This is a genomic window from Sinomonas terrae, assembly GCF_022539255.1.
Taxonomy (GTDB): domain Bacteria; phylum Actinomycetota; class Actinomycetes; order Actinomycetales; family Micrococcaceae; genus Sinomonas; species Sinomonas terrae.
Genome location: NZ_JAKZBV010000001.1, coordinates 2,357,041 through 2,381,046, shown reverse-complemented (window position 1 = coordinate 2,381,046; position 24,006 = coordinate 2,357,041). Strand labels below are relative to the sequence as shown.

Here is a 24,006-nt window from a genome sequence, read left to right as displayed (position 1 = left end):
CCCAGTGGCGAGAGTGCGTGGCAGGCCCGAGTGGCGGAATCGGCAGACGCGCCGCACTCAAAATGCGGTATCGAAAGGTGTGAGGGTTCGAGTCCCTCCTCGGGCACAGGTATAGGATGGATCCTCGGCGCAGGGTAAACCCGCGGCATCCGGGTAGTGAACTGTGGATGAACGCTTGGGGCGGGGAGTACAGCGCTCCAACAACGTCGATCTCCGATGGGAATCTGGGTGGATATCACCGCCATGATCGCGCTTGTCATCGCACTGGCGCTCTTCTTCGACTTCACGAACGGCTTCCACGACACCGCCAATGCCATGGCGACGCCCATCGCTACGGGCGCGATCAAGCCTCGGCCGGCCGTCGCCCTCGCCGCGGTGCTCAATCTGGTCGGCGCGTTCCTCTCGACGGAGGTGGCCAAGACCATCTCGAGCGGCATCATCCGTGAGGGCTCGCCGGGGGTGCATATCACTCCGGAAATCATCTTCGCAGGCCTCATCGGCGCCATCGTGTGGAATATGTTCACCTGGCTGCGGGGCCTGCCCTCAAGCTCCTCGCACGCCTTGTTCGGTGGCCTCATCGGCGCGGCGATCGTCGGCATCGGCGTCTCGTCGGTGAACTTCCCGAGCATCGTGTCGAAGGTCATCATCCCAGCCGTCGCGGCGCCGATCATCGCAGGGCTCTCCGCCTGGATCTGCACCCGCATCGCGTATCTCGTGACGGCCAGACGGGATCCGGGCTCCGGCGAGAAGCTCCATCAGGGCCGCGGCGGCTTCCGCATCGGACAGATCTTCACATCGAGCCTCGTCGCGCTGTCCCACGGCACGAACGACGCCCAGAAGACCATGGGCGTCATCACCCTCGTCCTCATCGCCGCGGGTGCCCAGACGCCGGGCAGTTCGCCGCAGTGGTGGGTGATCCTCGCCTGCGCGACCGCCATTGGGCTCGGCACCTACGCGGGCGGCTGGCGGATCATCCGCACCGTCGGAACCGGACTCACCGAAGTCCGACCGGCGCAGGGCTTCTCCTCCGAATCGAGCACGGCAGCTGCCATCCTCGCCTCCTCCCACCTCGGCTTCGCGCTCTCGACGACCCAGGTGACGAGCGGCTCGGTGATCGGCTCCGGGCTCGGCCGCCGGGGCACGTCGATCCGGTGGGGAACGGCCGGGCGCATCGCCGTGGGCTGGATCCTCACCCTGCCCGCCGCCGCCGTCGTCGGCGGCCTTGCGGCCCTCGTGATCGGCGTCGGGCCCGTTGGCGTGATCATCATCGCGGTCGTCGGCGTCGCGTCCATCGTGTGGATGTTCGCGATCAGCAGGCGCCAGCGTGTCGGCCACAATGATGTCGTCGAGGTGGAGGAAGCTGGCGAGGCAGTGAGCTTCCCGCCCCGCAAGCGCACTCAGAAGGGAGGCGCCCGTTGATCGCCTGGGGAGCGTTCGCCGTCGTCGCCATTGCCACCGTGCTCGGCGCGGGGTGCATCGTGCTGTTCTTTGCACTCGGCATCCGGCTGCGAGCCGAGAGCGAGGACCCGCGGCGGTCGGCGCGCGGCGTTCTCGCTGCGGCAAGCCGCGCCTGCTACGTGCTGTCCGGGGTTGCGGTCCTGTTCGGTGTGTACCTCATCGTGCCGTACTTCCACTGATGCTGACCTCCGCGGGCCCGATCGGTCTAAGCTGAGGCGCATGGCGGAGTTCGTGTACTACGTGGGGGCCAGCCTGGACGGCTATATCGCGCAGGACGGCGGAGGGCTGGCGTGGCTTGAGAAGTTCGACGACGTCGAGGGGCTCGGCGAGTCGTATCGCACGTTCGAGCGCGGCGTGGGCTGCGTCGCCATGGGCGGCGAGACCTACGAGTGGATCCGGGAGCACCATCCCGGCGAGTGGTCCTACAAGACACCCTGCTGGGTCTTCAGCCACCATGAGCACACAGCCGACGACGGCGCCGACGTCGTCGTCGTGCGCGGGGCCGTGACGGAGTTCGCCGCGGAACTCCGTCGGGACGCGGGGGAGAAGGACGTCTACATCGTAGGCGGCGGAAACCTCGCTGGGCAGTTCCTGGCCGCGGGCCTCGTGGATCGCGTCGTCGTGACCCTCGTGCCCGTGGCGCTCGGCGGTGGGGTGCCCCTCTTCGGCTCTCGGGCGCTCGCCACCCCCAAGGACTTCCGGCTCGAGGGCATCACCCAGCGGGACGGGACGGTCGAGCTCGACTACCGGGCCGCCTGAGCGACCTCCTGCGGCAGATTGCGAAGGAGATTCGTGATCCTCGCCGTGCAGAGCCTGCGCCCCGACTCGTCCTTGATGACGATCTCGTGGGACGTCGTCGTGCGGCCAAGGTGAATCGCGGTGCACACGCCGCGCACCACACCAGTGGACGCCGGGCGGTGGTGTGTCGCGTTGAGGTCGATCCCCATCGCGATCTTCCCGGGACCCGCATGCAGGGTCGCGGAGAACGAGCCGAGGGTTTCCGCGAGGGCTGCGCTCGCTCCGCCGTGCAGGATCCCGGCGATCTGGGTGTTCCCCTCGACCGGCATGGTCGCGACCGAGCGCTCAGCGCTGAGCTCCTCGAACACGATCCCGAGCTTCACGACGAGGGCCCCGACCCCGCTTTCGGCGAGCCAGGGGCGGATGTGGTCAGGGACGTGCGCGTCCGCCAGCTCCTGCTCGTAGTTGCCCGGGAGTGCGCGGATCGGGGAGCCTGTCAGGGGCGAGCCGCTGCGAGTGTCTTTCGCGTGCATGCCCACTAGGCTGGCACCCGTGAGTCAAACGAGCAAAGCCGAGACCGTCGTCCTCGATCCCCAGGGGGAGCCGCACCGGCTCCTCGTCGTCGACGGGCATTCCATGGCCTTCCGTGCCTTCTTCGCCCTGCCGGCAGAGAGCTTCCGGAACTCCGAGGGGCAGCACACGAACGCCGTCCACGGTTTCACCTCGATGCTCATCAACCTCATGCGCGACCAGAAGCCGACGCACGTTGCGGTCGCGTTCGACGTGAGCGACGAGACGACTCACCGCAAGGCCGAATACAGCGAGTACAAGGGCGGCCGGAACGAGACGCCGTCCGAGTTCCGCGGCCAGATCGACCTCATCAAGCGCGTCATGCAGGCGCTCGGCATCCGGACGCTCGAGCTCCCCGGCTACGAGGCTGACGACATCCTCGCCACCCTGGCCTCGCAGGGAGCCGAAGCGGGGATGGAGGTCTACCTCGTCTCAGGTGATCGCGACACGTTCCAGCTCGTCAACGACCGTGTCTCCGTCCTCTACCCGCGCAAGGGCGTGAGCGACATTCCGCGCATGGACGCGACGGCCATCGAGGAGAAGTACCTCGTCCCGCCGGCGCGCTACCCGGATCTCGCCGCGCTCGTGGGGGAGTCCGCGGACAACCTTCCTGGGGTTCCCGGCGTCGGCCCGAAGACCGCCGCGAAGTGGATCGCGCAGTACGACGGTCTCGAGGGCGTTCTCGCGCATGCTGGCGAGATCAAGGGCAAGGCGGGGGAGAGCCTCCGCGAGCACGTCGAGTCCGTCGAGCGGAACCGGCGCCTCAACCGGCTCATCACGGACCTCGAACTCCCACTCGCACTCGACGAGCTGGCCTCGCCCGAGCCCGATCCCGCCGCGGTCGAGTCGCTCTTCGACGAACTCGAGTTCAAGAACCTCCGTGCCCGCGTGTACGAGATCTTCGCTACCGAGCCCGAGGCCACTGGTACCGAGGTCTTCGAGGTACCGGAGTTCACGCGGCCTGACGAGGCCGCGCTCCCCGCAGCGCTCGCACGCCTCGCAAGCGCCGCGGGCGAGGTGCCCGTCGCCGTAGCGATCCGCGCGGAGCAGGCGGGGGAGCGGCAGGAGGCGACCGCCCTCGCCCTCGCCTCGCATGGCGAGGCCGTCTACGTGGCGGTCGACGGCGTGTTCCCCGCACCGCTCGCGGAATGGCTCGCCGATTCGGGGGTTCCGAAGGCGATCCATGAGTACAAGGAGTCCGCGAAGGCGCTCCGAGCGCTTGGGGTCGAGCTCGAGGGGGTCGTCGACGACGTCTCGATCTCGGGGTATCTCATTGAACCGGACCGGCGGAGCTACGCCCTGGGCGATCTGGCTCAGCACCACCTCGACATCCAGCTCGGGCCGGCCCCCGCGAGCGGTCAGCTCGCCCTCTCCCTCGGCGGGGACGACGAGGCGGCGGCGTCGCTCGTGCGGGAGGCGGCCGTCGTTCGGGCCCTCAGTGCGGACTTCGCCCCGCGGCTCACCGAGGTGGGCGCGGCCTCGCTGCTCGCGGAGATGGAGCTCCCACTCGCCAGAGTGCTGCTCGACATGGAGTGGGCCGGGATCGCCGTTTCGAAGGAGCAGATCGACGCCCTCATGGACGATCTAGGCCGCGCGAGCGAAGAGGCGGCCGGGCGGGCTTACGCAGCGATCGGCCACGAGGTGAACCTGGGTTCGCCCAAGCAGCTCCAGACGGTCCTCTTCGACGAGCTCGAGCTGCCCAAGACGAAGAAGATCAAGACCGGCTACACGACGGACGCTGCCTCGCTCAAGGACCTGCTCGACAAGACGGGGCACCCGTTCCTCGAGGGGCTCATGGCGCACCGCGAGTCGAGCAAGCTCCGGCAGATGGTCGAGACGCTCAAGAAGTCCGTGACGTCCGATGCGCGAATCCACACCACCTACGCGCAGAACATCGCCGCGACCGGCCGCCTCTCCTCGAACAACCCGAACCTTCAGAACATCCCGATCCGTTCGGAGGAAGGGCGTCGCGTCCGCGACGTATTCGTGGTCGGCGAGGGCTATGAATCGCTCCTCTCGGCTGACTACTCGCAGATCGAGATGCGCATCATGGCGCACCTCTCGAATGACGCGGGCCTCATCCAGGCATACCGGGAGGGCGAGGACCTTCACCGCTTCGTGGGCTCGCGGATCTTCCACGTAGCGCCTGCCGAGGTGAGCTCCGAGATGCGCGCGAAGGTCAAGGCGATGTCCTACGGCCTCGCCTACGGGCTCACCTCGTTCGGGCTCTCGAAGCAGCTCGACATCTCCGTCGACGAGGCGCGGACCCTCATGAAGGACTACTTCGACCGGTTCGGCGGGGTGCGCGACTACCTCCGGGGCGTCGTCGAGCAGGCTCGCAAGGACGGCTACACGTCGACGATCTTCGGGCGCCGCCGGTACCTCCCGGACCTCAACAGCACGGACCGGGCACGTCGCGAGGTTGCGGAGCGCGTCGCGCTCAACTCGCCGATCCAGGGCTCTGCGGCCGACATCATCAAGCTCGCGATGCTGGGCGTCGAGCACGAGCTCGAGGCGCGCGGACTGGGTTCGCGGCTCCTGCTCCAGATCCACGACGAGCTCGTGGTGGAGGTCGCGCCCGGGGAAGAGGCCGCGGTCCGCGAGGTCGTGGTGGAACGCATGGGCTCGGCGGCCGAGCTCTCGGTGCCCCTCGACGTGCAGGTCGGCGTGGGGCGGACCTGGAACGAAGCCGGGCACTGATGGCAATCGCCGGCGACTATGAGCTGCGGCGGTTCCGACCGTCGCGGCAGGGCGAGGAAGGCTACGGCCAGACCCGGGAATGGATCAGGGCAGTCGGCGCCGGCTTCTACGAAAAGCGCCGTCCGGAGGACTTGATTGCCAGGACGGCGGCTGCGTTTGTCGCCGACGGACGCGAGCTCACCGGGGTCTATCAGCCCGGCCCCGTGCCCGTCGGCACGTTCGGCCCAGAGGTCCCCGTCGCGACTTTCGCGACCTTCCGCAAGACGCTCAATGCCGGCTATGGGGCGCTCGTTCCCGCACACCTCGTCACCGCGGTCACCGTCCGCACAAGCCACCGCCGAAGGGGGATCCTGCGGAGACTCATGACCGAGGATCTCGCACGGGCGAAGGCCGACGGCGCTCCGATCGCCGCCCTCACAGCATCCGAAGCATCCATCTACCGTCGATTCGGCTTCGGGGTGGCCACGGCGGAACGTCGCGTCACAGTCGCCACGGGCCCGCGCTTCAAGCTCGCCGTTCCCACGGACGGCCGGGTCGAGGCCGCGGATCCCGGCGTCCTCCTGAACCTCGCGCCTGTGGTTTTCGAGCGAGCCCACCGCGTGACCCCGGGATCGATCGATCGTCAGGATCGCTACCGCCACACTGCGGCGGGGCTGTGGGACCGGGACGGCGGCGGCGAGGACCGGGCGCTCCGGGCCGCGCTGCACTTCGATGTGGACGGCGTGCCAGATGGCTACGTCACGTATGCGTTCCAGGGCTGGGAGCACGAACCGCACACGATGGAGGTCCGGGACCTCGTCGCTGCCAGTCCCGAGGCGTACCTCGCGCTGTGGGATTTCCTAGGCTCCCTTGACCTCGTGCGGCGGATCGTATGGAGCGAGGCTCCGGCGGATGATCCCCTTGCCTGGGCGCTCGACGACGCGCGCGCACTTCGTGCCGAAGCTGCGCAGGACATGCTGTGGCTGAGGATCCTGGACGTGCCGGCGGCGCTTGAGGCGCGACGCTACGGGGTCGACGGGGCGCTCGTTCTCGACGTCGTCGACGGGCTCGGCATGGCCGCTGGCCGGTACCGCCTCACGGTCGCCGAAGGGGTGGCGAACGTCTCGCGCGCGGACGGGGAGACTCCTGATCTCGTACTCGACGCCGCCGAGCTCGCGTCATTGTTCGTAGGCGGCGTCAGGGCGACTACCCTGAGGGAGGCAGGGCGCATCAGCGAGGAGAACCCCGGCGCCGCCCTCGCGGCGGAGAGGCTGTTCGCAGTAGAGCGCCCTGCGCACTGCCTTACCCATTTCTGAGCGGACTGCTCACCGGACCGTGGAGTGCCCATGCCCTCCTTGATGCCGCACGTGCCCTCCTTGATGGCGCACGCCTCACGGCGCGCTGTGCTGTCCACACTGGGCTCGGCGTCCTTGGGCGCTCTCCTGACTGCGTGCGGGTCATCCCAAGCGGCCGAGACGACGATGGCTGAGCCCGGGGCCGCTACGCCCGAGCCGCCGGCAGCTCCGCGTTCAGCGGCTGCCCCGTCGGCCGCCTCCGCGCCGCTGCGGCCGCACGTGCTCAGCGCGGCCGAACGGCTCGCGATCGAGGAACGGTTCCGCGGCCGGAAGCCGACGCAGTGGGGCCTCGCGGTGACAGGCGTTGTCACCCGCACGGCGACGACGGCGGTTGCCCTCACCTTCGACGCGTGCGGCGGCCCCGGCGGCTCGCGGTACGACTCGGCCCTCATCCAGACGCTTCGGCGCCTCAAGGTCCCCGCGACGCTCTTCCTCAACGCGCGCTGGATCGAGGCGAACCCGTCGCTCAGCGCGGAGCTTGCGGCAGACCCGCTCTTCGAGATCGGCAACCACGGAACGGCCCACGTCCCGCTCTCGGTGTCAGGGCGTAGCGCGTACGGAATCCCCGGCACTGCCTCGCTCGCCGCAGCCCTCGACGAACTGCTGGGCAACGAGCAGCGGGTTTCGGCCCTGGCAGGCGCGGCAGTTCCCTGGTTCCGCCCCGGAACGGCGTTCTATGACGACGTCACCGCCGCAGCGACCTCCGCCGCAGGGCTCGTCCCGCTCAACTTCTCCGTCAACGCCGACGCAGGTGCGACCTTCCCGGGGTGGAAGGTGGCCGCCCAGCTGCGGACCGTCGAACGGGGCGACATCGTCATCAGCCACATGAACCAGCCGGGGTCGGGAACTGCCGCAGGGTATGCCGCCGGTCTTCCAGCCCTTCTGGGCCGCGGGATCAGGTTCACCACACTCTCCCAGTCGGGTCTTGCCGTGCCAGGACATACGGCGTAGCCGGACGCTGCCAGCAAGACGACCAATGTTGTTGCTGCGCCCTCGCCTCGCTTTGACCCGGCTTGAGAGCGCCGACTAAACTGGGTGGGCGCGTAGTGCGCAGCTGTTCCAATCCAATTTTCAGGATGTCTGGCCTGTGCTGTGTGGCATGGGACTCGGCTGCCTGACCGACTAACGATCCACATCGGAGCCCCTACTACATGACCATCACCTCCACCGAGAAGTCCGGCACCCCGCAGGTCGCGATCAACGACATTGGCTCTGCCGATGACTTCCTCGCCGCCGTCGATGCCACCATCAAGTACTTCAACGACGGCGACCTCGTCGAGGGCACTGTCGTCAAGGTCGACCGTGACGAGGTCCTCCTCGACATCGGGTACAAGACCGAGGGTGTCATCCCCTCCCGTGAGCTTTCCATCAAGCACGACGTCGACCCCGGTGAGGTCGTGGCGGTCGGCGACCAGGTGGAGGCCCTCGTCCTCACGAAGGAGGACAAGGAAGGCCGCCTGATCCTGTCGAAGAAGCGCGCGCAGTACGAGCGTGCGTGGGGCGACATCGAGAAGATCAAGGAAGAGGACGGCGTCGTCACCGGCACCGTCATCGAGGTGGTCAAGGGTGGCCTCATCCTCGACATCGGCCTTCGCGGCTTCCTCCCGGCCTCGCTCGTCGAGATGCGCCGCGTGCGCGACCTCGCGCCGTACATCGGCCAGAAGCTCGAGGCGAAGATCATCGAGCTCGACAAGAACCGCAATAACGTGGTCCTTTCCCGCCGTGCTTGGCTCGAGCAGACCCAGTCCGAGGTCCGCTCGACGTTCCTCAACAAGCTCGAGAAGGGCCAGGTCCGCACGGGCGTCGTCTCCTCGATCGTCAACTTCGGTGCGTTCGTGGATCTCGGCGGCGTCGACGGCCTCGTGCACGTCTCCGAGCTCTCGTGGAAGCACATCGACCACCCGTCCGAGGTTGTCGAGGTCGGCCAGGAGGTCACGGTCGAGGTTCTCGAGGTGGACCTCGAGCGCGAGCGCGTCTCGCTCTCGCTCAAGGCGACTCAGGAAGATCCGTGGCAGACCTTCGCGCGTACCCACGCGCTCGGCCAGGTCGTTCCCGGCAAGGTCACGAAGCTCGTTCCGTTCGGTGCGTTCGTTCGCGTCGAGGACGGCATCGAGGGTCTCGTCCACATCTCCGAGCTCGCCGAGCGTCACGTCGACCTCGCCGAGCAGGTTGTCTCGGTGGGCGACGAGATCTTTGTCAAGGTCATCGACATCGACCTCGAGCGTCGCCGCATCTCGCTGTCGCTCAAGCAGGCCAACGAGGGTGTGGACCCGGACTCGACCGAGTTCGACCCGGCGCTCTACGGCATGGCCGCCGAGTACGACGAAGAGGGCAACTACAAGTACCCCGAGGGGTTCGACCCGATCTCAAACGAGTGGCTCGAGGGCTACGAGGCGCAGCGCGCCGCGTGGGAGCAGCAGTACGCCGACGCGCAGGCCCGCTGGGAGGCCCACAAGAAGCAGGTCGCTCAGCACCTCGCCGACGACGCTGCTGCGGCATCCGGCCGCGAGTCCATCCCGACGAGCTACTCCTCGGAGGCTCCGGCCCCGGAGAGCGGCACGCTCGCCTCGGACGAGGCTCTTGCCGCGCTTCGCGAGAAGCTGACCGGCAACTGATCCGTCGCGGCTGAATCCAGCCGCCCGGAAAGGCTCCGTACGAAGGGCGGGCCCTGCACACGCAGGGCCCGCCCTTCGTACGTTACGGGACGTCCACCCAGGACGTTTCGAGGTCGACGGCGACGCACCCGCCGCCCGTGAGGGTCGCCAGCCGCTCCTGGAAGGCTGCACCGGCACGCTCGGCGTCCTCGATTGCGAGGCGGAGAGACGTCGCCGTCGGGCCGTCGTCCGTCCCAACGACGGAGATCCCGAAGGCGCGGAGGTCATTTTCGAGACGCCCCGCAGAGCCGTGCGGGGCCTCGACCGACATGAGCCGCAGCCGCTCGCGCCATATGAGCGGTGCGGTGGCCAAGGCCCGGGACACCGACTCCGAGTAGGCCCGGACGAGGCCGCCGGCGCCGAGCAGGATTCCGCCGAAGTACCGCACGACCACGGCGGCCACGTCGCTCAGGTCCGCTTCGCCGTCGACCGCGCTGCCTTTGAGGAGCGCCTCGAGCATCGGTGCGCCCGCAGTCCCCGAGGGCTCGCCGTCGTCGTTGCTCCGCTGGGTCATGCGATCCGGGCCGAGGACGAACGCGCTGCAATGGTGGCGAGCGTCGTGGAACTCGCGGCGCAGCTCGGCGACGAGGGATCGCGCGGCTTCTTCGGTCTCGGCCCTCCGCAGGACTGTGATGAATCGGGAGCGCTTGATCTCGAGCTCGTGGCGGTGCTCGCCGTCGACCGTGCTGTAGCGGAAGGCATGGCTAGCGGTCGAAGTCACCGCACAAGTGTAGGGCTAGGCTGGTCGGGTGCTGAGAGTAGGGCTGACGGGCGGGATCGCCTCGGGGAAGTCGGAGGTCGCGCGGCGTCTCGTCGAGTTGGGCGCCGTCCTGGTCGACGCCGACCTGATCGCACGGGAGGTCGTTGAGCCGGGCACGGACGGCCTCGCCGAGATCGTTGAGGCGTTCGGCCCGGAGATGCTGACGGACGACGGCGCTTTGGACCGGGCAGCGCTCGGGGCCTTGGTCTTCGCGGACCCCGGGCGCCGCGAGGTCCTCAACTCGATCGTGCACCCCCGGGTCCGGGCCCGGGCGGCGGAGATCATCGCTCAGGCGCCCGCGGACGCCGTCGTCGTCCAGGACATCCCGCTGCTCGTGGAGACGGGGCAGGCGGGGAATTTCGATACCGTCGTCGTCGTCGACGCGCCGGATGAGGTGCGCATCCGCCGGCTCGGCGAGCGCAACGGACTCACTGAAGAGCAGTCGCGCGCGCGCATGTCGGCGCAGGCCTCGAGGGAGGAGCGCCTCGCGGCGGCCGACTATGTCATCGAGAACACGGGGACCCTCGTGGAGCTCCATGATGCCGTCGACAGGCTCTGGCACGACGTCCTCGTGCCTTCCGCTGGAACGGGTACCGTCTCAGCAAGCTGATGCGGGTGAGCGCGAACGCGTCAGCCCTCTCGGGCGAGTCAGCCGGGGGCGAATGCGGACATTCCCTGTCCGCAGCCCGGCGTAGATTTGATGCATGAGCCTTGCCCAGGACATCAACCGGGTCGTCGCCCCCTTCGAGGTCGTCAGCGAATACCAGCCAGCTGGCGACCAGCCGACGGCGATCGCAGAGATAGCCGAGCGGATTCAGAACGGCGAGAAGGACGTCGTGCTGCTTGGCGCAACCGGCACCGGCAAGAGCGCCACGACCGCGTGGGTGATCGAGAAGCTCCAGCGCCCCACGCTCGTCATGGTGCAGAACAAGACGCTCGCCGCGCAGCTTGCCAACGAGTTCCGCGAGCTCCTGCCCAACAACGCGGTCGAGTACTTCGTCTCCTACTACGACTACTACCAGCCTGAGGCGTACGTCCCCCAGACGGACACCTACATCGAGAAGGATTCCTCGGTCAACGAGGAGGTCGAGCGGCTGAGGCACTCGGCGACGAATTCGCTGCTCACGCGGCGCGACGTCATCGTCGTGGCGACCGTGTCCTGCATTTACGGCCTCGGCACGCCTGAAGAGTACGTCGCAGGGATGGTGACCCTGCGGCAGGGCATGGAGCTCGACCGTGACGCCCTTTTGCGGAAGTTCGTCTCGATGCAGTACGTGCGCAACGACATCGACTTCCACCGCGGTACGTTCCGGGTTCGCGGGGACACGGTCGAGATCATTCCGATGTACGAGGAGCTCGCCCTCCGCATCGAGTTCTTCGGGGACGAGGTCGAGAGCATCCACACGCTCCACCCCGTTACCGGCGAGGTCATCCGCGAGGAACAGGAGATGTACGTGTTCCCGGCTTCGCACTATGTGGCCGGACCGGAGCGCATGAACCGTGCCATCACTGCAATCGAGGACGAGCTCGCGCAGCGTCTCAAGACGCTCGAGTCGCAGAACAAGCTCGTAGAGGCACAGCGGCTCCGCATGCGCACGACGTACGACCTCGAGATGATGCAGCAGATGGGCTTCTGTTCGGGCATCGAGAACTACTCGCGCCACATCGACGGGCGCGAAGCGGGCTCCGCCCCGCACTGCCTCCTCGACTATTTCCCGGAAGACTTCCTGCTGGTCATCGATGAGTCCCATGTGACAGTGCCGCAGATCGGTTCGATGTACGAAGGCGACATGTCGCGGAAGCGCACCCTCGTGGACCACGGCTTCCGGCTGCCCTCGGCTATGGACAACCGGCCACTCAAGTGGGACGAGTTCCTCGAGCGCATCGGCCAGACCGTCTATCTCTCGGCTACCCCCGGGAAGTACGAGCTCGGCAAGTCCGACGGCGTCGTGCAGCAGATCATCCGCCCGACGGGCCTCGTCGACCCCGAGGTCGTCGTCAAGCCGACGAAGGGCCAGATCGACGATCTCCTGGGCGAGATCCGCGACCGCGTGGAGCGCGACGAGCGCGTCCTCGTCACGACCCTCACGAAGCGCATGGCGGAGGACCTCACGGACTACCTCATGGGCCACGGCGTGAAGGTCCAGTACCTGCACTCCGATGTTGACACGCTGCGCCGCGTCGAACTGCTCCGCGAGCTGCGCCTTGGGGTCTTCGACGTCCTGGTTGGCATCAACCTCCTCCGCGAGGGTCTCGACCTTCCTGAGGTATCGCTTGTGAGCATCCTTGACGCTGACAAGGAGGGCTTCCTGCGCTCGTCCACCTCGCTCATCCAGACAATCGGGCGCGCGGCCCGCAACGTCTCCGGTCAGGTTCATATGTACGCGGACAAGATCACGGACTCGATGGCCCAGGCCATCGACGAGACGAACCGGCGGCGTGACATCCAGCTCGCGTTCAACCGCGACCACGGAATCGATCCCCAGCCCCTGCGCAAGCGGATTGCGGACATCACGGACCAGCTCCTCCGGGAGGATCAGGACACGCGCGCCCTGCTCGAGAGCCAACGCCTCGGGAAGGGCGGAAAGCGCAAGGGGACACCCGCCGTCGCCGAGAAGGCCGAGGCGGAGCTGCGGCGCGACGGGGTGGCCGCAGCCCCGGCCGAGGATCTCGTAGGACTGATCGAGCAGCTCACCGAGCAGATGCACGGCGCGGCCGCCGAGCTGCAGTTCGAGCTGGCCGCGAGGCTGCGCGACGAGGTAGCCGATCTCAAGAAGGAGCTTCGGCAGATGCAGGCGGCCGGGCACGCGTGAGCCGGCCACGCCGGAGCTAGGCGGGATCAGCCTCCACGAACAAGGCCGAGGAGCCGCGCAAAGATGCCTTCGCCGTCGTCGGCAATGCCATCGTGGTGGAAGTCCGCCGTCTCCCAGACGTTCAGTCCACGGATCCGGTGGGCGGTCTCGAGGGACAGGGAACGATCCACATAGATGTCGTCGCGGTACACGGCGGCCGCAACTGGAACCTCGTTCTCGGCGAGCCTGGCTGCGTCATAGAGAGCGCCCCAGTCGGACTTCTCGGCCAGAAGGGCGGCCGTCTCGGCGAGTGGTACGAGCGCCGGATCCTGCTCGAACAGCCAAGGGCACACCATCTCCCCAAGGAGGAGCGGTTCCTCGCTGTCCGCCCGGAACCCCGGGTACTCGGCGAGGACGCGCCAGGCCGCCCAGCCGGTGGGCTCGCCTTGCGCGTAGATCGATTCGTGCAGGACGGCGTAGAGCGGGTTCGGAGCGCGCGTGACGATGGCGTGAACCTGCTGGAGGAACGCATCAGTAAGGCGCCGGCCGTCCGCGGATCGTGTGAAGGCGTCCTCGAGAAGGTAGTGGAGGCTGTCGACGCGCGTGTTGCCGCCGAGCAGGTTGCCGACGAGCTGAAAGCGTTCGGGGGTGAGCCGACTCCCGTCGGGGAGGTGCTCGCGCACGCTGCGCAGGTGCTCGACGATCTCCGTCACCCGCCGGCGGTCATCCGGGTACCAGGAGAAAAACTGGGCGTTTCGGGCAGCGAGGCGAGCGTATGTCGCCCGGTAGACCCGTTCGGCAGGACCGTCCAAGGGTGCGAGGCCGCCGGTGATGAGTGCCTCTCGGAGCCCCTGAGGGGCGATTGAGAGGTACGTGAGGGTGCAGAAGCCGCCGTAGCTCTGCCCGTAGACAGTCCAGGGACCCGTGCCGAGCGCACGCCGGATCGCTTCGCAGTCCAAGACGATCGAGTCCGCACGGAAATGGGCCAGGTATTCGGCCTGCTGCCTCGGCTTGCCCCGGAGGGGGAGCGTGAGCCGATCCGCTGGGGTTGAGAGCCCCGTGCCTCGCTGGTCGAGCATGAGGATGCGAAAGTCTTTCGCCGCCTCCTTCATCCAGCCGGACAACGAGGTGACGCGGTTCCCCCGCCCGCCCGGGCCTCCTTGGAGGAACACGAGCCACGGAAGGCCGTCGATCGATTCTGCAGGATGCGCCGCCGAGACGTACTCGCGGGCGAAGACCTCGAGGTGCTCGCCTTCCGGGTTGCCATGGTCGAGCGGCACATCGAAGACGTGCTCAGTGGTCCGGAGGCCACGGAATGCATGGCTGCCGAGGACCCGATGCCGTGCGCCGCGCGTTCGCCTCACTGGGACGTCCCGAACAAGGCGAGGTTGGAGCCGGTCAGCCTGAACGTGTCCCATTCGTCCATCGGCTGCGCGCCGATGCTTTGGTAGAACCCGATCGAGGGTTCGTTCCACTTGAGAACACTCCACTCAACCCGTGCATATCCCCGCTCCACCGCCGTGCGGGCCAGTTCCCGGAGCAGGGCCTTCCCGTACCCGCGTCCGCGTGCCTCGGGCCGCACGTACAGGTCCTCGAGGTAGATGCCGTGAGTGCCTTCCCATGTGGAGTAGTTGAGGAACCAGAGAGCGAAGCCCATCACGTCGCCGTCCTCTTCGACCACGTGCGCGAAGATTGCGGGGGTTTCCCCGAAAAGCTGCTCGGTCAGCACGGGCACGGTGTTCTTCACTGCGTCCGGCTCGCGCTCATACACGGCGAGGTCGTGGATCAGCTCGAGAATCGCGGGCACGTCGTCAGGGGTAGCGCGCCTCAAGGTGGTCACCGGCGAAAGAGTCATGCCTTCTAACCTATCCGCCGAGTCGCCCGATCTGGGTCACACGGATGACGGCGGAGCCCGCCTCGTCGCTGGCCTCAAGGTCGACGTCGGCCGAGAAGCCCCAGTCGTGGTTCCCAGCTGGATCATCGAAGATCTGCCGAACGTGCCACACGCGGGGCTGCTCATCGATGATGAGGAGCTGCGGGCCGCGGGCGTTCGGCCCCGTTCCGATGTCCTCGTGTTCGTCGAAGTACGCGTCGAGGGCGTCCTCCCACGCGTCGGCGCCGAAGCCGGCCCCCGCATCGGAGGCGAAGTTCCGGTCCAGCTCCGCGAGGCCGGCCGAATCCTCGTCAGCGAAGAGCTCGACTCGCCGGAAGAGCTCGTTCCGGACCATGACCCGGAAGGCTCGGCGGTTCGAGGTGAGGGCAGGGGGTGGGGGAGGCGGCGCATCGTGCGGGTGCAGCTCATGCCCGCTCGTGAGCTCCTCCCATTCGTCGAGCAGGCTCGAGTCCACCTGCCGTACAAGCTCGCCAAGCCATTCGATGAGATCTTCGAGGTCGTCTCGGAGGGAATCCTGCGGCACGGTCTGGTTGAGCGCCTTGTACGCGTCTGTCAGGTAGCGCAGGACGATGCCTTCGCTGCGCGCGAGCGAGTAGAACTGCACAAACTCCCCGAAGTCCATAGCTCGCTCGTACATGTCACGCACCACGGACTTCGGCGCGAGCTCGAAATCGCCGACCCACGGCGCGTGCTTCCGGTATTCCTCGAAGGCAGCCTCGAGGAGCTCTTTGAGCGGTTCGGGGTACGTCACAGTATCGAGGATGGCCATCCGCTCGCTGTACTCGAGCCCTTCTGCCTTCATGGCGGCCACGGCGTCCGCGCGAGCCCGTTTGAGCTGTGCGGAGAGGATCTGCCGTGGCTTCTCGAGGGTCGCTTCGATCACGGAGACGACGTCGAGTGCGTACGAGGGCGACTCCGGATCCAGGAGGTCGAGGGCCGCCAGGGCGAACGGGGAGAGCGGCTGGTTGAGGGCGAAGTTCTCCTGGAGGTCGACGGTCAGGCGGAGAGTCCGCCCGGTCTCGAGGTCGGACGCGCTCCGCTCCTCGGCCGGGATCCGCTCTACCACGCCGGCCGCAAGGAGCTCACGCAGGATGCCGAGCGCACGGCGCATGAGGCGCAGCTGGACGATGCGCGGTTCATGGTTCTCCTCGAGGAGGCGGCGCGTTGCTGCCACCGGGTTCCCGGGGCGCGCCACGAGGTTCAAGAGCATCGCATGCGTCACCGTGAAGCTCGAGCTGAGCGGTTCGGGCGAGGCCTCGACGAGTCGTTCGTACGTGGGGCGCCCCCACGAGACGAAGCCTTCCGGCGGCTTCTTCTTGACGACTTGCCGCAGTTTACGCGCGTCGTCGCCGAACTTCGCACGCGCCTTCTCGAGGGCGCGGTTGTTCTCGACGACATGCTCCGGGGCCTGGACGACGACGGTTCCGGCCGTGTCGAACCCCGCCCGGCCTGCACGTCCGGAGATCTGGTGGAATTCACGTGCGTTGAGGTGTCGCGTGCGCTGGCCATCGAACTTGCTGAGCGCAGTGAGCAGCACCGTGCGGATCGGGACGTTGATTCCGACCCCCAACGTGTCGGTCCCGCAGATGACTTTGAGGAGCCCCGCCTGGGCAAGCTGCTCGACCAGGCGCCGATACTTGGGCAGCATGCCAGCGTGATGGACGCCGATACCGTGCCGGACGAGCCGGTTGAGAGTCTTGCCGAAGCCTGCCGCGAAGCGGAAGTGCGCGATGAGTTCGGCGATGCGCTCCTTCTCCTCGCGCGTGCACACGTTCACGCTCATGAGCTGCTGCGCCCGTTCGATCGCCTCGAGCTGGCTGAAGTGCACGACGTAGACGGGCGCCTGCTTGGTCGCGAGGAGCTCCTCAAGCGTCTCGTGGACGGGCTTCTCCTCGTAGTAGTAATGCAAGGGGATGGGGCGTTCCGCCCCGGCGACCGTCGTCGTCGTCCGCCCCGTGCGCTCGGTGAGCTCGCGCTCGAAGCGGCTCACATCGCCGAGGGTCGCGCTCATGAGGAGGAATTGCGCCTGAGGGAGTTCGAGGAGGGGAACCTGCCAGGCCCAGCCTCGCTGGGGGTCCGAGTAGAAGTGGAACTCGTCCATGACGACGGGACCCAGCTCCGCCGCTGCCCCCTCACGCAGTGCGTGGTTCGCGAGGATCTCCGCAGTGCAGCAGATGATCGGCGCCTGCCCGTTGACCGACGAGTCGCCCGTGACCATTCCCACGTTCTCCGCGCCGAAGATCTCGCACAGGGCGAAGAACTTCTCCGAGACGAGGGCCTTGATCGGCGCCGTGTAGTAGCTGCGCTGTCCCGTGGCGAGGCCATAGAAGTGCGCGGCAATCGCGACGAGCGACTTCCCGGACCCCGTAGGGGTCGCGAGGATCACATTGTTGCCCTGAACGAGCTCCATGACGGCCTCGTCCTGAGCAGGGTAGAGCGAGAGGCCCCGGCCCTCGGCCCACTCGACGAATCGCTCGTAGACGGCATCGGGCAGCCCGTCGGAGAGAGCGGCGGAATCAGCGCGGTGTCCGGGCTGTGGGAGGAGCTTGTCGAGTCTCATGGCGCCTCCAGCCTATCCGCACTAGCGTGGAGCCATGAGCGCTTCGCCCACGTGGGATCCGGCCCTCTACGTACGCTTCGGCGACCACCGCGGCCGGCCGTTCTTCGACCTGACCTCGCGTATCGGCGCTGAGGCGCCGCGGCACGTCGTCGACCTCGGCTGCGGACCGGGAACGCTGACCGCTGCGCTCGCCGACCGGTGGCCGGACGCCGTTGTCGAGGGGGTCGACAGCTCGCCGGAGATGATCGACGCCGCGGAACGGACGACGCCGGGCAGGCCCGGCCTGAGCTTCCGACTCGGCGATGTGGTGACCTGGACACCCGACGATGACGTCGATGTCGTCGTCTCGAACGCCGTCCTCCAATGGGTGCCGGGCCATCAGGCGCTCATAGGGCGCTGGCTCGAACAGCTCGCCCCGGGTGCGTGGCTCGCGGTCCAGATCCCGGGAAACTTCAGCGCGCCGTCGCACGCGCTGCTGCGCGAACTTGCCGAATCTCCGCAGTGGGAGCGGCGGCTCCGCGGCGTCCTGCGCCACATCGACGTCGTGGGCGAACCCACGGACTATCTCGACGTCATGCGTGCCGCGGGTTGGGAGGCGGACGTGTGGGAGACCACGTACTGCCAGGTCCTCACGGGGGAGGACCCCGTGCTCAATTGGGTCCGGGGCGCAGCCCTGCGCCCCGTGCTCGACGCTCTCAGCCCCGAGGAGAGCGCGCAGTTCGAGGAGCAGTACAACCAGCTTCTGCTCGACGTCTACCCGGCCCGCGAATACGGCACGGTCTACCCCTTCCGCCGCTTGTTCTGCGTCGGCCGGAAGCCAGCTCCGATGGACGGCACAGACATCTTCTAGCCGCTACCAGCCGCGCGCCTGCCACTCGCCAAGCCGCGGGCGCTCGATTCCGAGCGTCGTGGGGCGGCCATGCCCCGGGAGCACAATCGCGTCATCCGGATAGGTCTCGAAGAGTCGCCCCACGACGTCGGCGAACAGGAGGGCGAAGCGGTCCGGATCCTTCTGGGTGTTTCCGACGCCGCCGGGGAACAGGGAGTCGCCCGAGAAGATGAGGTGCGGCGCGTCGCCGTCCTTGAGGACATATGCGATGGACCCCGGCGTGTGGCCCCGGAGATGCACGGCGGTCAGGTCGAAGCCTCCGAAGTTGCCGACGTCGCCGTGGTCGAGGACGACGTCGACGGGAACAGGGATGCCTCCCACATCCTGTCGCCCGGCAGCAGTGCGGGCGCCAGTCTCAGCGACCAGTCCTTCGAGCGCGCGCACATGGTCCCAATGCTGATGCGTCGTGGCGATGAGCTCGAGATGCGCGGGCGCGGCGGCATCACCCGCTCCTTCCTGCAGGAGCCGCCGGATCGCGGGGAGGTCGTCGGCCGCATCGATGAGCACCTGCTGCCCTGATTCCTTCGCTGTGATCAGGTAGACGTTGTTGTCCATGTCGCCGACTGAGACGCTCCGGACAGTGACGCGGTCAAGGTCGTGGATGAGGCTCGTCATGGCGCCAGTCTAGGCTGGCTCGGCATCGTGTGGACCGGGCCTTCGCGCCTTACTCTGGTGGTCATGGAAGAAGCGGACTTTCCGGGTGCATGGCGCCCGGACCAGGACCATGCGACGCCCCTCTTCGAACAGCTCCGGCGCCGGGTCGCCGACCTCGTCGCGGATGGCTCGCTGCCCGCGGGGCGCCGCCTTCCGCCCGTCCGCTCCCTCGCCGCCGATCTCGGCCTCGCCCCCCACACTGTTGCGCGGGCTTATCGGGAACTCGAGGAGGCCAAGGTCGTCGTCACCCGCGGCCGCGCGGGGACCGTCGTCGCGCCCCGCGACGAACGTGAGGAGGAACTGACGACGGCGGCGGCCGCCTTCGCGGCTGCAGCGAGCGTCCGCGGATGCGGCTTCGAAGAGGCCGTCAAGCTGCTCGAGCAGGCCTATTCGCGGCTCTGATGCCTGAGCGAAGCGCTGGAGGTGGTAGAAGACGGCAGGGTGTCAGCCCTGAGCGGAGCGGTTGGAAGTTCGAAGACGTCTTCGACTACCATGATCGGGTGCAAACTCCCCCTTCTCTGTCTCCGGTGTCGGAGTCTCCGGTATCGGACGACATAGCGGCCGCGCTCTCCGATGGCGGACGTGACGACGTGATCGACAGGCCTGTCAGCTCGCTCCGGGCCGATCTGTCGCGTCTCGTCGTGAAGGGTGCGCGGGAGCACAATCTGCGCAACATCGACCTCGACCTCCCGCGCGACGCCATGATCGTCTTCACAGGGCTGTCGGGTTCAGGGAAGTCCTCGCTCGCGTTCGACACGATCTTCGCCGAGGGCCAGCGACGCTATGTCGAGTCCCTTTCGGCCTATGCCCGCCAGTTCCTCGGCCAGGTGGACAAGCCCGACGTCGACTTCATCGAGGGCCTTTCGCCTGCCGTGTCGATAGACCAGAAGTCGACCAGCAAGAACCCCCGGTCGACGGTCGGCACCATTACAGAGATCTACGACTACATGCGTCTTCTCTGGGCGCGAGTCGGCCGTCCACACTGCCCGATCTGCCATGAGCCGGTCACGCGCCAGACCCCCCAGCAGATCGTCGACCAGCTTCTCGACCTTTCCGACGGCACGCGGTTCCAAGTGCTCGCGCCCGTCGTGCGCGGTCGCAAGGGCGAGTTCGTGGACCTCTTCAAGGATCTCGCGGCCAAGGGCTACGCCCGCGCCCGGGTGGACGGGGAACTCGTCCAGCTCGCCGAGGCGCCCAAGCTCGGCAAGCAGTTCAAGCACACCATCGAAGTCGTCGTCGACCGCCTCGTGGTCAAGGAAGGCATCCGCCAGCGCCTCGCCGACTCAGTCGAGACCGCGCTCGGGCTTGCCGAAGGAAGGGTGCTCGCGGACTTCGTCGACCTTGCGCCCGACGACGATCACCGCATCCGTGCGTTCTCCGAGCACCTCGCGTGCCCCAACGAGCATCCGCTCGCGATCGATGAAATCGAGCCGCGCTCGTTCTCGTTCAACAACCCGTTCGGCGCGTGCCCAGCTTGTACAGGGATCGGCACCAAGCTCGAGGTAGACGAGGATCTCGTGGTCCCCGACCCCGAGCTGAGCCTCTCCGAGGGTGCAATTGCGCCATGGTCGCTCGGGCAGGCCACGCAGGAGTACTGGACGCGCTTGCTCGAGGGACTCTCCGACGAGTTGGGGTTCTCGATGAGTACCCCGTGGCACAGCCTTCCCCGGTACGCTCGAGATGCTGTCCTGTACGGCAAGGACCACAAAGTCGTCGTGCAGTACCGGAACCGATTCGGCAGGGAGCGCAAGTACAGCACGGGCTTCGAGGGCGCTGTCTCCTACATTCAGCGGAAGCACGTCGAGACCGAGTCCGACTCCGCCCGAGACAGGTACGCCGAGTACATGCGGGAGATCCCGTGCCCGGAGTGCGGCGGTGCGCGCCTCAATCCGGCATCGCTGTCCGTCCTCGTGGGCGGCAAGTCGATTGCGGCCGTGTGTGCCCTCCCGCTGCGGGAAGCGAGCGAGTTCCTCGGCGGCCTCGAGCTGAGCAACCGCGAACGCCAGATCGCCCATCAGGTCCTCAAGGAGATCGACGCCCGGCTCACGTTCCTCCTCGACGTGGGCCTCGAGTACCTCAACCTCGAGCGCGCTGCGGGAACGCTCTCCGGCGGTGAGGCGCAGCGCATCCGCCTCGCGACTCAGATCGGCTCGGGTCTCGTCGGGGTCCTGTACGTTCTCGATGAACCGAGCATCGGCCTTCACCAGCGCGACAACCGCCGGCTCATCGAGACGCTCACCCGTCTTCGCGACCTCGGCAACACGCTCATCGTCGTCGAGCACGACGAGGACACGATCCACGAGGCCGATTGGATCGTCGACATCGGCCCAGGCGCAGGCGAGCACGGCGGCAACGTGGTCCACTCCGGCCCGCTCGCTGGTCTCCTGGAGAACCGCGACTCGCTCACGGGCGACTATCTCTCAGGGCGTCGCGCCATCGAAGTGCCCAAGAAGCGCCGGCCTATCGACCGCAAGCGCCAGCTCAAGGTCATCGGTGCACGGGAGCACAACCTCCAGAACGTGGACGTGACGTTCCCGCTCGGAGTCCTCACGGCCGTGACGGGAGTGAGCGGGTCCGGGAAGTCGACGCTCGTCAACGAGATCCTCTACAAGGTGCTCGCCAACCGCTTGAACGGCGCCAAGCAGGTGGCAGGCCGTCACACCCGGATCGAGGGACTCGAGCACCTCGACAAGGTCATCCATGTGGATCAGAGTCCGATCGGCCGGACGCCTCGATCGAACCCGGCAACATACACAGGCGTCTTCGACCACATCCGCAGGCTCTTCGCTGAGACGACCGAGGCCAAGGTCCGCGGCTACCAGCCCGGCAGGTTCTCCTTCAACGTGAAGGGCGGCCGTTGCGAGGCATGCTCGGGCGACGGCACGATCAAGATCGAGATGAACTTCCTCCCCGACGTCTATGTCCCGTGCGAGGTGTGCCACGGCGCTCGGTACAACCGCGAGACCCTCGAGGTGCATTACAAGGGCAAGACGATCGCGGACGTTCTCGACATGCCGATTGACGAGGCCGCCGAGTTCTTCTCGGCGTTCGCCCCCATCGCACGGCACCTGAACACGCTGGTGGACGTCGGGCTCGGATATGTGCGGCTCGGACAGCCGGCCACTACGCTTTCGGGTGGCGAGGCGCAGAGGGTCAAGCTCGCCTCCGAACTGCAGCGCCGGTCCAACGGGCGCAGCGTCTATGTGCTGGACGAGCCGACCACCGGCCTTCATTTCGAGGACATTCGAAAGCTGCTGCTCGTGCTCCAGGGCCTCGTCGAGAAGGGCAACAGCGTCATCACGATCGAGCACAATCTCGACGTCATCAAGAGCGCGGACTGGATCATCGACCTGGGCCCCGACGGAGGCTCGGGGGGCGGTCAGGTGATCGCCACCGGGACTCCTGAGGACGTGGCGAAGGCCGAACAGAGTCACACGGGGCAGTTTCTTGCGGAGATCTTCGATCGCAGCCACGGCTGACGCCGTGGAAGGGGGCCCTGAACGTCTCGAAATGCCGCAAGGCGCCACCCCCCGGGCCAGTATTCCCTTGGAGGCATACGAGTTTCGGCTACTGACTCCCATATGGGAGACTGGCCCGGTGACAGACAGCCCGGCCCTCGTGATCTTCGATCTGGACGGCACCCTCGTCGACCCTGCCGGGAGCATCACAGGCGGTATCGCCGCGGCCCTCGAAGTCCATGGCCTGCCGGTCCCGGAGCAGGCTGCCCTCGACGCCATGGTCGGCCCGCCGCTCATCGAGTCGCTGCGTCGCTTCGCTTCGGTGCCCGAGGGGTCGATGACTTTGGTAGTCCAGTCGTACCGAGAGCGGTATATCTCGGAGGGCATGGCGAAGAGCCGGCCTTACCCGGGCGTTCCTGAGCTCTTGAGCCGGCTGCGGGCAGGCGGATACCACCTCGCGGTCGCGACCCAGAAGCCGGAAGGCCTCGCGAAGAAGCTCCTCAGGCTCCAAGGGCTCGACGCCTATTTCCACAGCATCCATGGCGCGCCGGACGACGAGACTCTGCCGCCGCTCCCTGACGGCAAGGTGAGCATCGTGGCGGCGGCCCTCGAGACGAACCACGCCTCGCGGAACCGCGCGGTGATGATCGGCGACCGCCGGCATGATGCGGCCGGGGCCGCGGCCAACGGCATCCCGTGCATTGGCGTGAGGTGGGGCTTCGCGGAGCCGGGTGAGCTCGAGGCGCAGGACCTTCCGGCCTACGCGACCGACGCGCGCGAGGCGGGCGACGCCGTCGAACGCCTGGTCCCGGTCCATGGGCGACCGGGGTCCACCGCCCACGTCGAACCGACTGAAGCGGAGGCCAGCCAGTGCCGTTGATGTACCAGGCCACCCGCACGAGCATCCGCGGCCTCATCGCTACCCTCTGCAGGCCGACCCTGACCGGATTCGAGAATGTGCCCGACGACGGGCCCTTCATCGTCGCCTCGAACCACCTCTCGTTCCTGGATTCGGTCATCATCCAGGCCCTCATGCCTCGCACGGTCGGCTTCTTCGCCAAGGCCGAGTACTTCACCGGCAGGGGTATCAAGGGCAAGATCATGAAGTCGTTCTTCGAGGGTGTGGGCTCCATACCCGTGGAGCGGGGGGAGCAGGCCGCGAGCGTCGCCGCGCTCAAGACCCTCCTCGATGTCCTCGAACGCGGCGAAGGGGTGGGGATCTACCCCGAGGGCACCCGTTCCCGCGACGGCCTCCTGTACCGCGGCCGCACGGGTGTCGGCTGGCTCACTCTGACTACCGGCGCTCCCGTGGTCCCGGTCGGCCTCGCCGACACGGACCGGCTCCAGCCGGCCGGGACGAACGCCGTCAGGCCCCAGCACTTCAGCATGCGAGTCGGTGAGCCGCTCTATTTCGACAAGCTCGGGCCTGACCATTCGCTCCCGGTCCGCCGCGAGGCGACGGACCGGATCATGGACGCGATCGCAGCCCTGAGCGGCCAAGGCCGCGCGACCGGCTACAACAAGCCCCCCACCCAGGAATAGGGA

20 protein-coding genes and 1 tRNA gene are annotated in these 24,006 nt (G+C 67.5%); 15 read left to right on the top strand and 6 right to left on the bottom strand.

Going from position 1 to position 24,006, the window contains the following annotated elements:
* Positions 1–24 precede the first annotated feature (24 nt).
* The 4 genes from L0M17_RS11095 to L0M17_RS11080 all read left to right on the top strand — a co-directional run bounded on the left by L0M17_RS11095 (position 25) and on the right by L0M17_RS11080 (position 2,217).
* Positions 25–106: transfer RNA gene (locus tag L0M17_RS11095), tRNA-Leu, on the top strand.
* A gap of 122 nt (positions 107–228) precedes the next feature.
* Positions 229–1,419 carry an inorganic phosphate transporter gene (locus L0M17_RS11090; RefSeq protein ID WP_241054017.1) on the top strand — a complete coding sequence of 397 codons (1,191 nt, stop codon included), beginning with the start codon at positions 229–231 and terminating at the stop codon, positions 1,417–1,419.
* Positions 1,416–1,637: a hypothetical protein gene (locus L0M17_RS11085; protein ID WP_241054016.1), complete on the top strand. Its 222-nt coding sequence runs from the start codon at positions 1,416–1,418 to the stop codon at positions 1,635–1,637. Before L0M17_RS11090 ends, L0M17_RS11085 begins: the two co-directional genes overlap by 4 nt.
* Positions 1,638–1,677: 40 nt before the next feature.
* Positions 1,678–2,217 (top strand): dihydrofolate reductase family protein, encoded by a 540-nt coding sequence (locus L0M17_RS11080; RefSeq protein ID WP_241054015.1) that lies wholly within the window; start codon positions 1,678–1,680, stop codon positions 2,215–2,217.
* Here the strand turns inward: L0M17_RS11080 and L0M17_RS11075 are convergent.
* Entirely contained in the window at positions 2,202–2,729 is a 528-nt protein-coding gene (locus L0M17_RS11075) for a hotdog fold thioesterase (RefSeq protein ID WP_241054014.1), read from the bottom strand. The two genes, L0M17_RS11080 and L0M17_RS11075, sit on opposite strands and share 16 nt — an antisense overlap.
* 103 nt (positions 2,730–2,832) lie before the next feature.
* On the opposite strand from L0M17_RS11075, the gene polA reads away from it, so the two are divergent.
* From polA to rpsA, 4 genes are all read left to right on the top strand, one after another.
* A complete protein-coding gene (gene polA, locus L0M17_RS11070) occupies positions 2,833–5,466 on the top strand; it encodes a DNA polymerase I (RefSeq protein ID WP_241056414.1) in 2,634 nt (877 codons plus the stop codon).
* The gene (locus L0M17_RS11065; protein WP_241054012.1) at positions 5,466–6,761 is read left to right on the top strand and encodes a GNAT family N-acetyltransferase; all 1,296 of its coding nucleotides are present in this window, start codon (positions 5,466–5,468) and stop codon (positions 6,759–6,761) included. Before polA ends, L0M17_RS11065 begins: the two co-directional genes overlap by 1 nt.
* A gap of 30 nt (positions 6,762–6,791) precedes the next feature.
* On the top strand, positions 6,792–7,751 hold the full coding sequence (locus L0M17_RS11060) for a polysaccharide deacetylase family protein (protein WP_241054011.1): 960 nt from the start codon (positions 6,792–6,794) through the stop codon (positions 7,749–7,751).
* Positions 7,752–7,951: 200 nt separating this feature from the next.
* On the top strand, positions 7,952–9,415 hold the full coding sequence (rpsA, locus tag L0M17_RS11055) for a 30S ribosomal protein S1 (RefSeq protein ID WP_241054010.1): 1,464 nt from the start codon (positions 7,952–7,954) through the stop codon (positions 9,413–9,415).
* A gap of 82 nt (positions 9,416–9,497) precedes the next feature.
* Here rpsA and L0M17_RS11050 read toward each other — a convergent pair whose 3' ends face one another.
* Complete coding sequence (locus L0M17_RS11050) at positions 9,498–10,175, bottom strand: IMPACT family protein (RefSeq protein WP_241054009.1); 678 nt, start codon at positions 10,173–10,175, stop codon at positions 9,498–9,500.
* Positions 10,176–10,203: 28 nt separating this feature from the next.
* On the opposite strand from L0M17_RS11050, the gene coaE reads away from it, so the two are divergent.
* Positions 10,204–10,824, top strand: a complete 621-nt coding sequence (coaE, locus tag L0M17_RS11045; protein ID WP_308196861.1) for a dephospho-CoA kinase — start codon at positions 10,204–10,206, stop codon at positions 10,822–10,824.
* Positions 10,825–10,918: 94 nt separating this feature from the next.
* Positions 10,919–13,027, top strand: coding sequence for an excinuclease ABC subunit UvrB (uvrB, locus tag L0M17_RS11040; protein ID WP_241054008.1), 2,109 nt, complete (start codon positions 10,919–10,921; stop codon positions 13,025–13,027).
* A gap of 26 nt (positions 13,028–13,053) precedes the next feature.
* Here the strand turns inward: uvrB and L0M17_RS11035 are convergent, their stop codons facing one another.
* Genes L0M17_RS11035 through L0M17_RS11025 form a run of 3 tightly spaced genes read right to left on the bottom strand, consistent with a single transcriptional unit; the run spans position 13,054 to position 17,460 of the window.
* On the bottom strand, positions 13,054–14,370 hold the full coding sequence (locus L0M17_RS11035) for an alpha/beta fold hydrolase (RefSeq protein WP_241054007.1): 1,317 nt from the start codon (positions 14,368–14,370) through the stop codon (positions 13,054–13,056).
* Entirely contained in the window at positions 14,367–14,861 is a 495-nt protein-coding gene (locus L0M17_RS11030) for a GNAT family N-acetyltransferase (RefSeq protein ID WP_255731886.1), read from the bottom strand. Before L0M17_RS11030 ends, L0M17_RS11035 begins: the two co-directional genes overlap by 4 nt.
* Before the next feature lie 10 nt (positions 14,862–14,871).
* The gene (locus L0M17_RS11025; RefSeq protein ID WP_241054006.1) at positions 14,872–17,460 is read right to left on the bottom strand and encodes a DEAD/DEAH box helicase; all 2,589 of its coding nucleotides are present in this window, start codon (positions 17,458–17,460) and stop codon (positions 14,872–14,874) included.
* A 34-nt stretch (positions 17,461–17,494) separates the two neighbouring features.
* Here L0M17_RS11025 and L0M17_RS11020 point away from each other — a divergent pair, with 34 nt between their 5' ends.
* Entirely contained in the window at positions 17,495–18,310 is an 816-nt protein-coding gene (locus L0M17_RS11020; RefSeq protein ID WP_241054005.1) for a trans-aconitate 2-methyltransferase, read from the top strand.
* A 3-nt stretch (positions 18,311–18,313) separates the two neighbouring features.
* Here L0M17_RS11020 and L0M17_RS11015 read toward each other — a convergent pair whose 3' ends face one another.
* Complete coding sequence (locus tag L0M17_RS11015) at positions 18,314–18,964, bottom strand: MBL fold metallo-hydrolase (protein ID WP_241054004.1); 651 nt, start codon at positions 18,962–18,964, stop codon at positions 18,314–18,316.
* Between the two features lie 63 nt (positions 18,965–19,027).
* Here L0M17_RS11015 and L0M17_RS11010 point away from each other — a divergent pair, with 63 nt between their 5' ends.
* The 4 genes from L0M17_RS11010 to L0M17_RS10995 all read left to right on the top strand — a co-directional run bounded on the left by L0M17_RS11010 (position 19,028) and on the right by L0M17_RS10995 (position 24,003).
* Positions 19,028–19,405, top strand: a complete 378-nt coding sequence (locus L0M17_RS11010; RefSeq protein WP_241054003.1) for a GntR family transcriptional regulator — start codon at positions 19,028–19,030, stop codon at positions 19,403–19,405.
* A 188-nt stretch (positions 19,406–19,593) separates the two neighbouring features.
* Positions 19,594–22,482: an excinuclease ABC subunit UvrA gene (gene uvrA / locus L0M17_RS11005; protein ID WP_241056412.1), complete on the top strand. Its 2,889-nt coding sequence runs from the start codon at positions 19,594–19,596 to the stop codon at positions 22,480–22,482.
* 118 nt (positions 22,483–22,600) lie between these two features.
* The gene (locus tag L0M17_RS11000; protein WP_241054002.1) at positions 22,601–23,341 is read left to right on the top strand and encodes an HAD hydrolase-like protein; all 741 of its coding nucleotides are present in this window, start codon (positions 22,601–22,603) and stop codon (positions 23,339–23,341) included.
* On the top strand, positions 23,341–24,003 hold the full coding sequence (locus L0M17_RS10995) for a lysophospholipid acyltransferase family protein (protein WP_241056411.1): 663 nt from the start codon (positions 23,341–23,343) through the stop codon (positions 24,001–24,003). The genes L0M17_RS11000 and L0M17_RS10995 overlap by 1 nt, the downstream gene beginning before the upstream one ends.
* Positions 24,004–24,006: the final 3 nt, after the last annotated feature.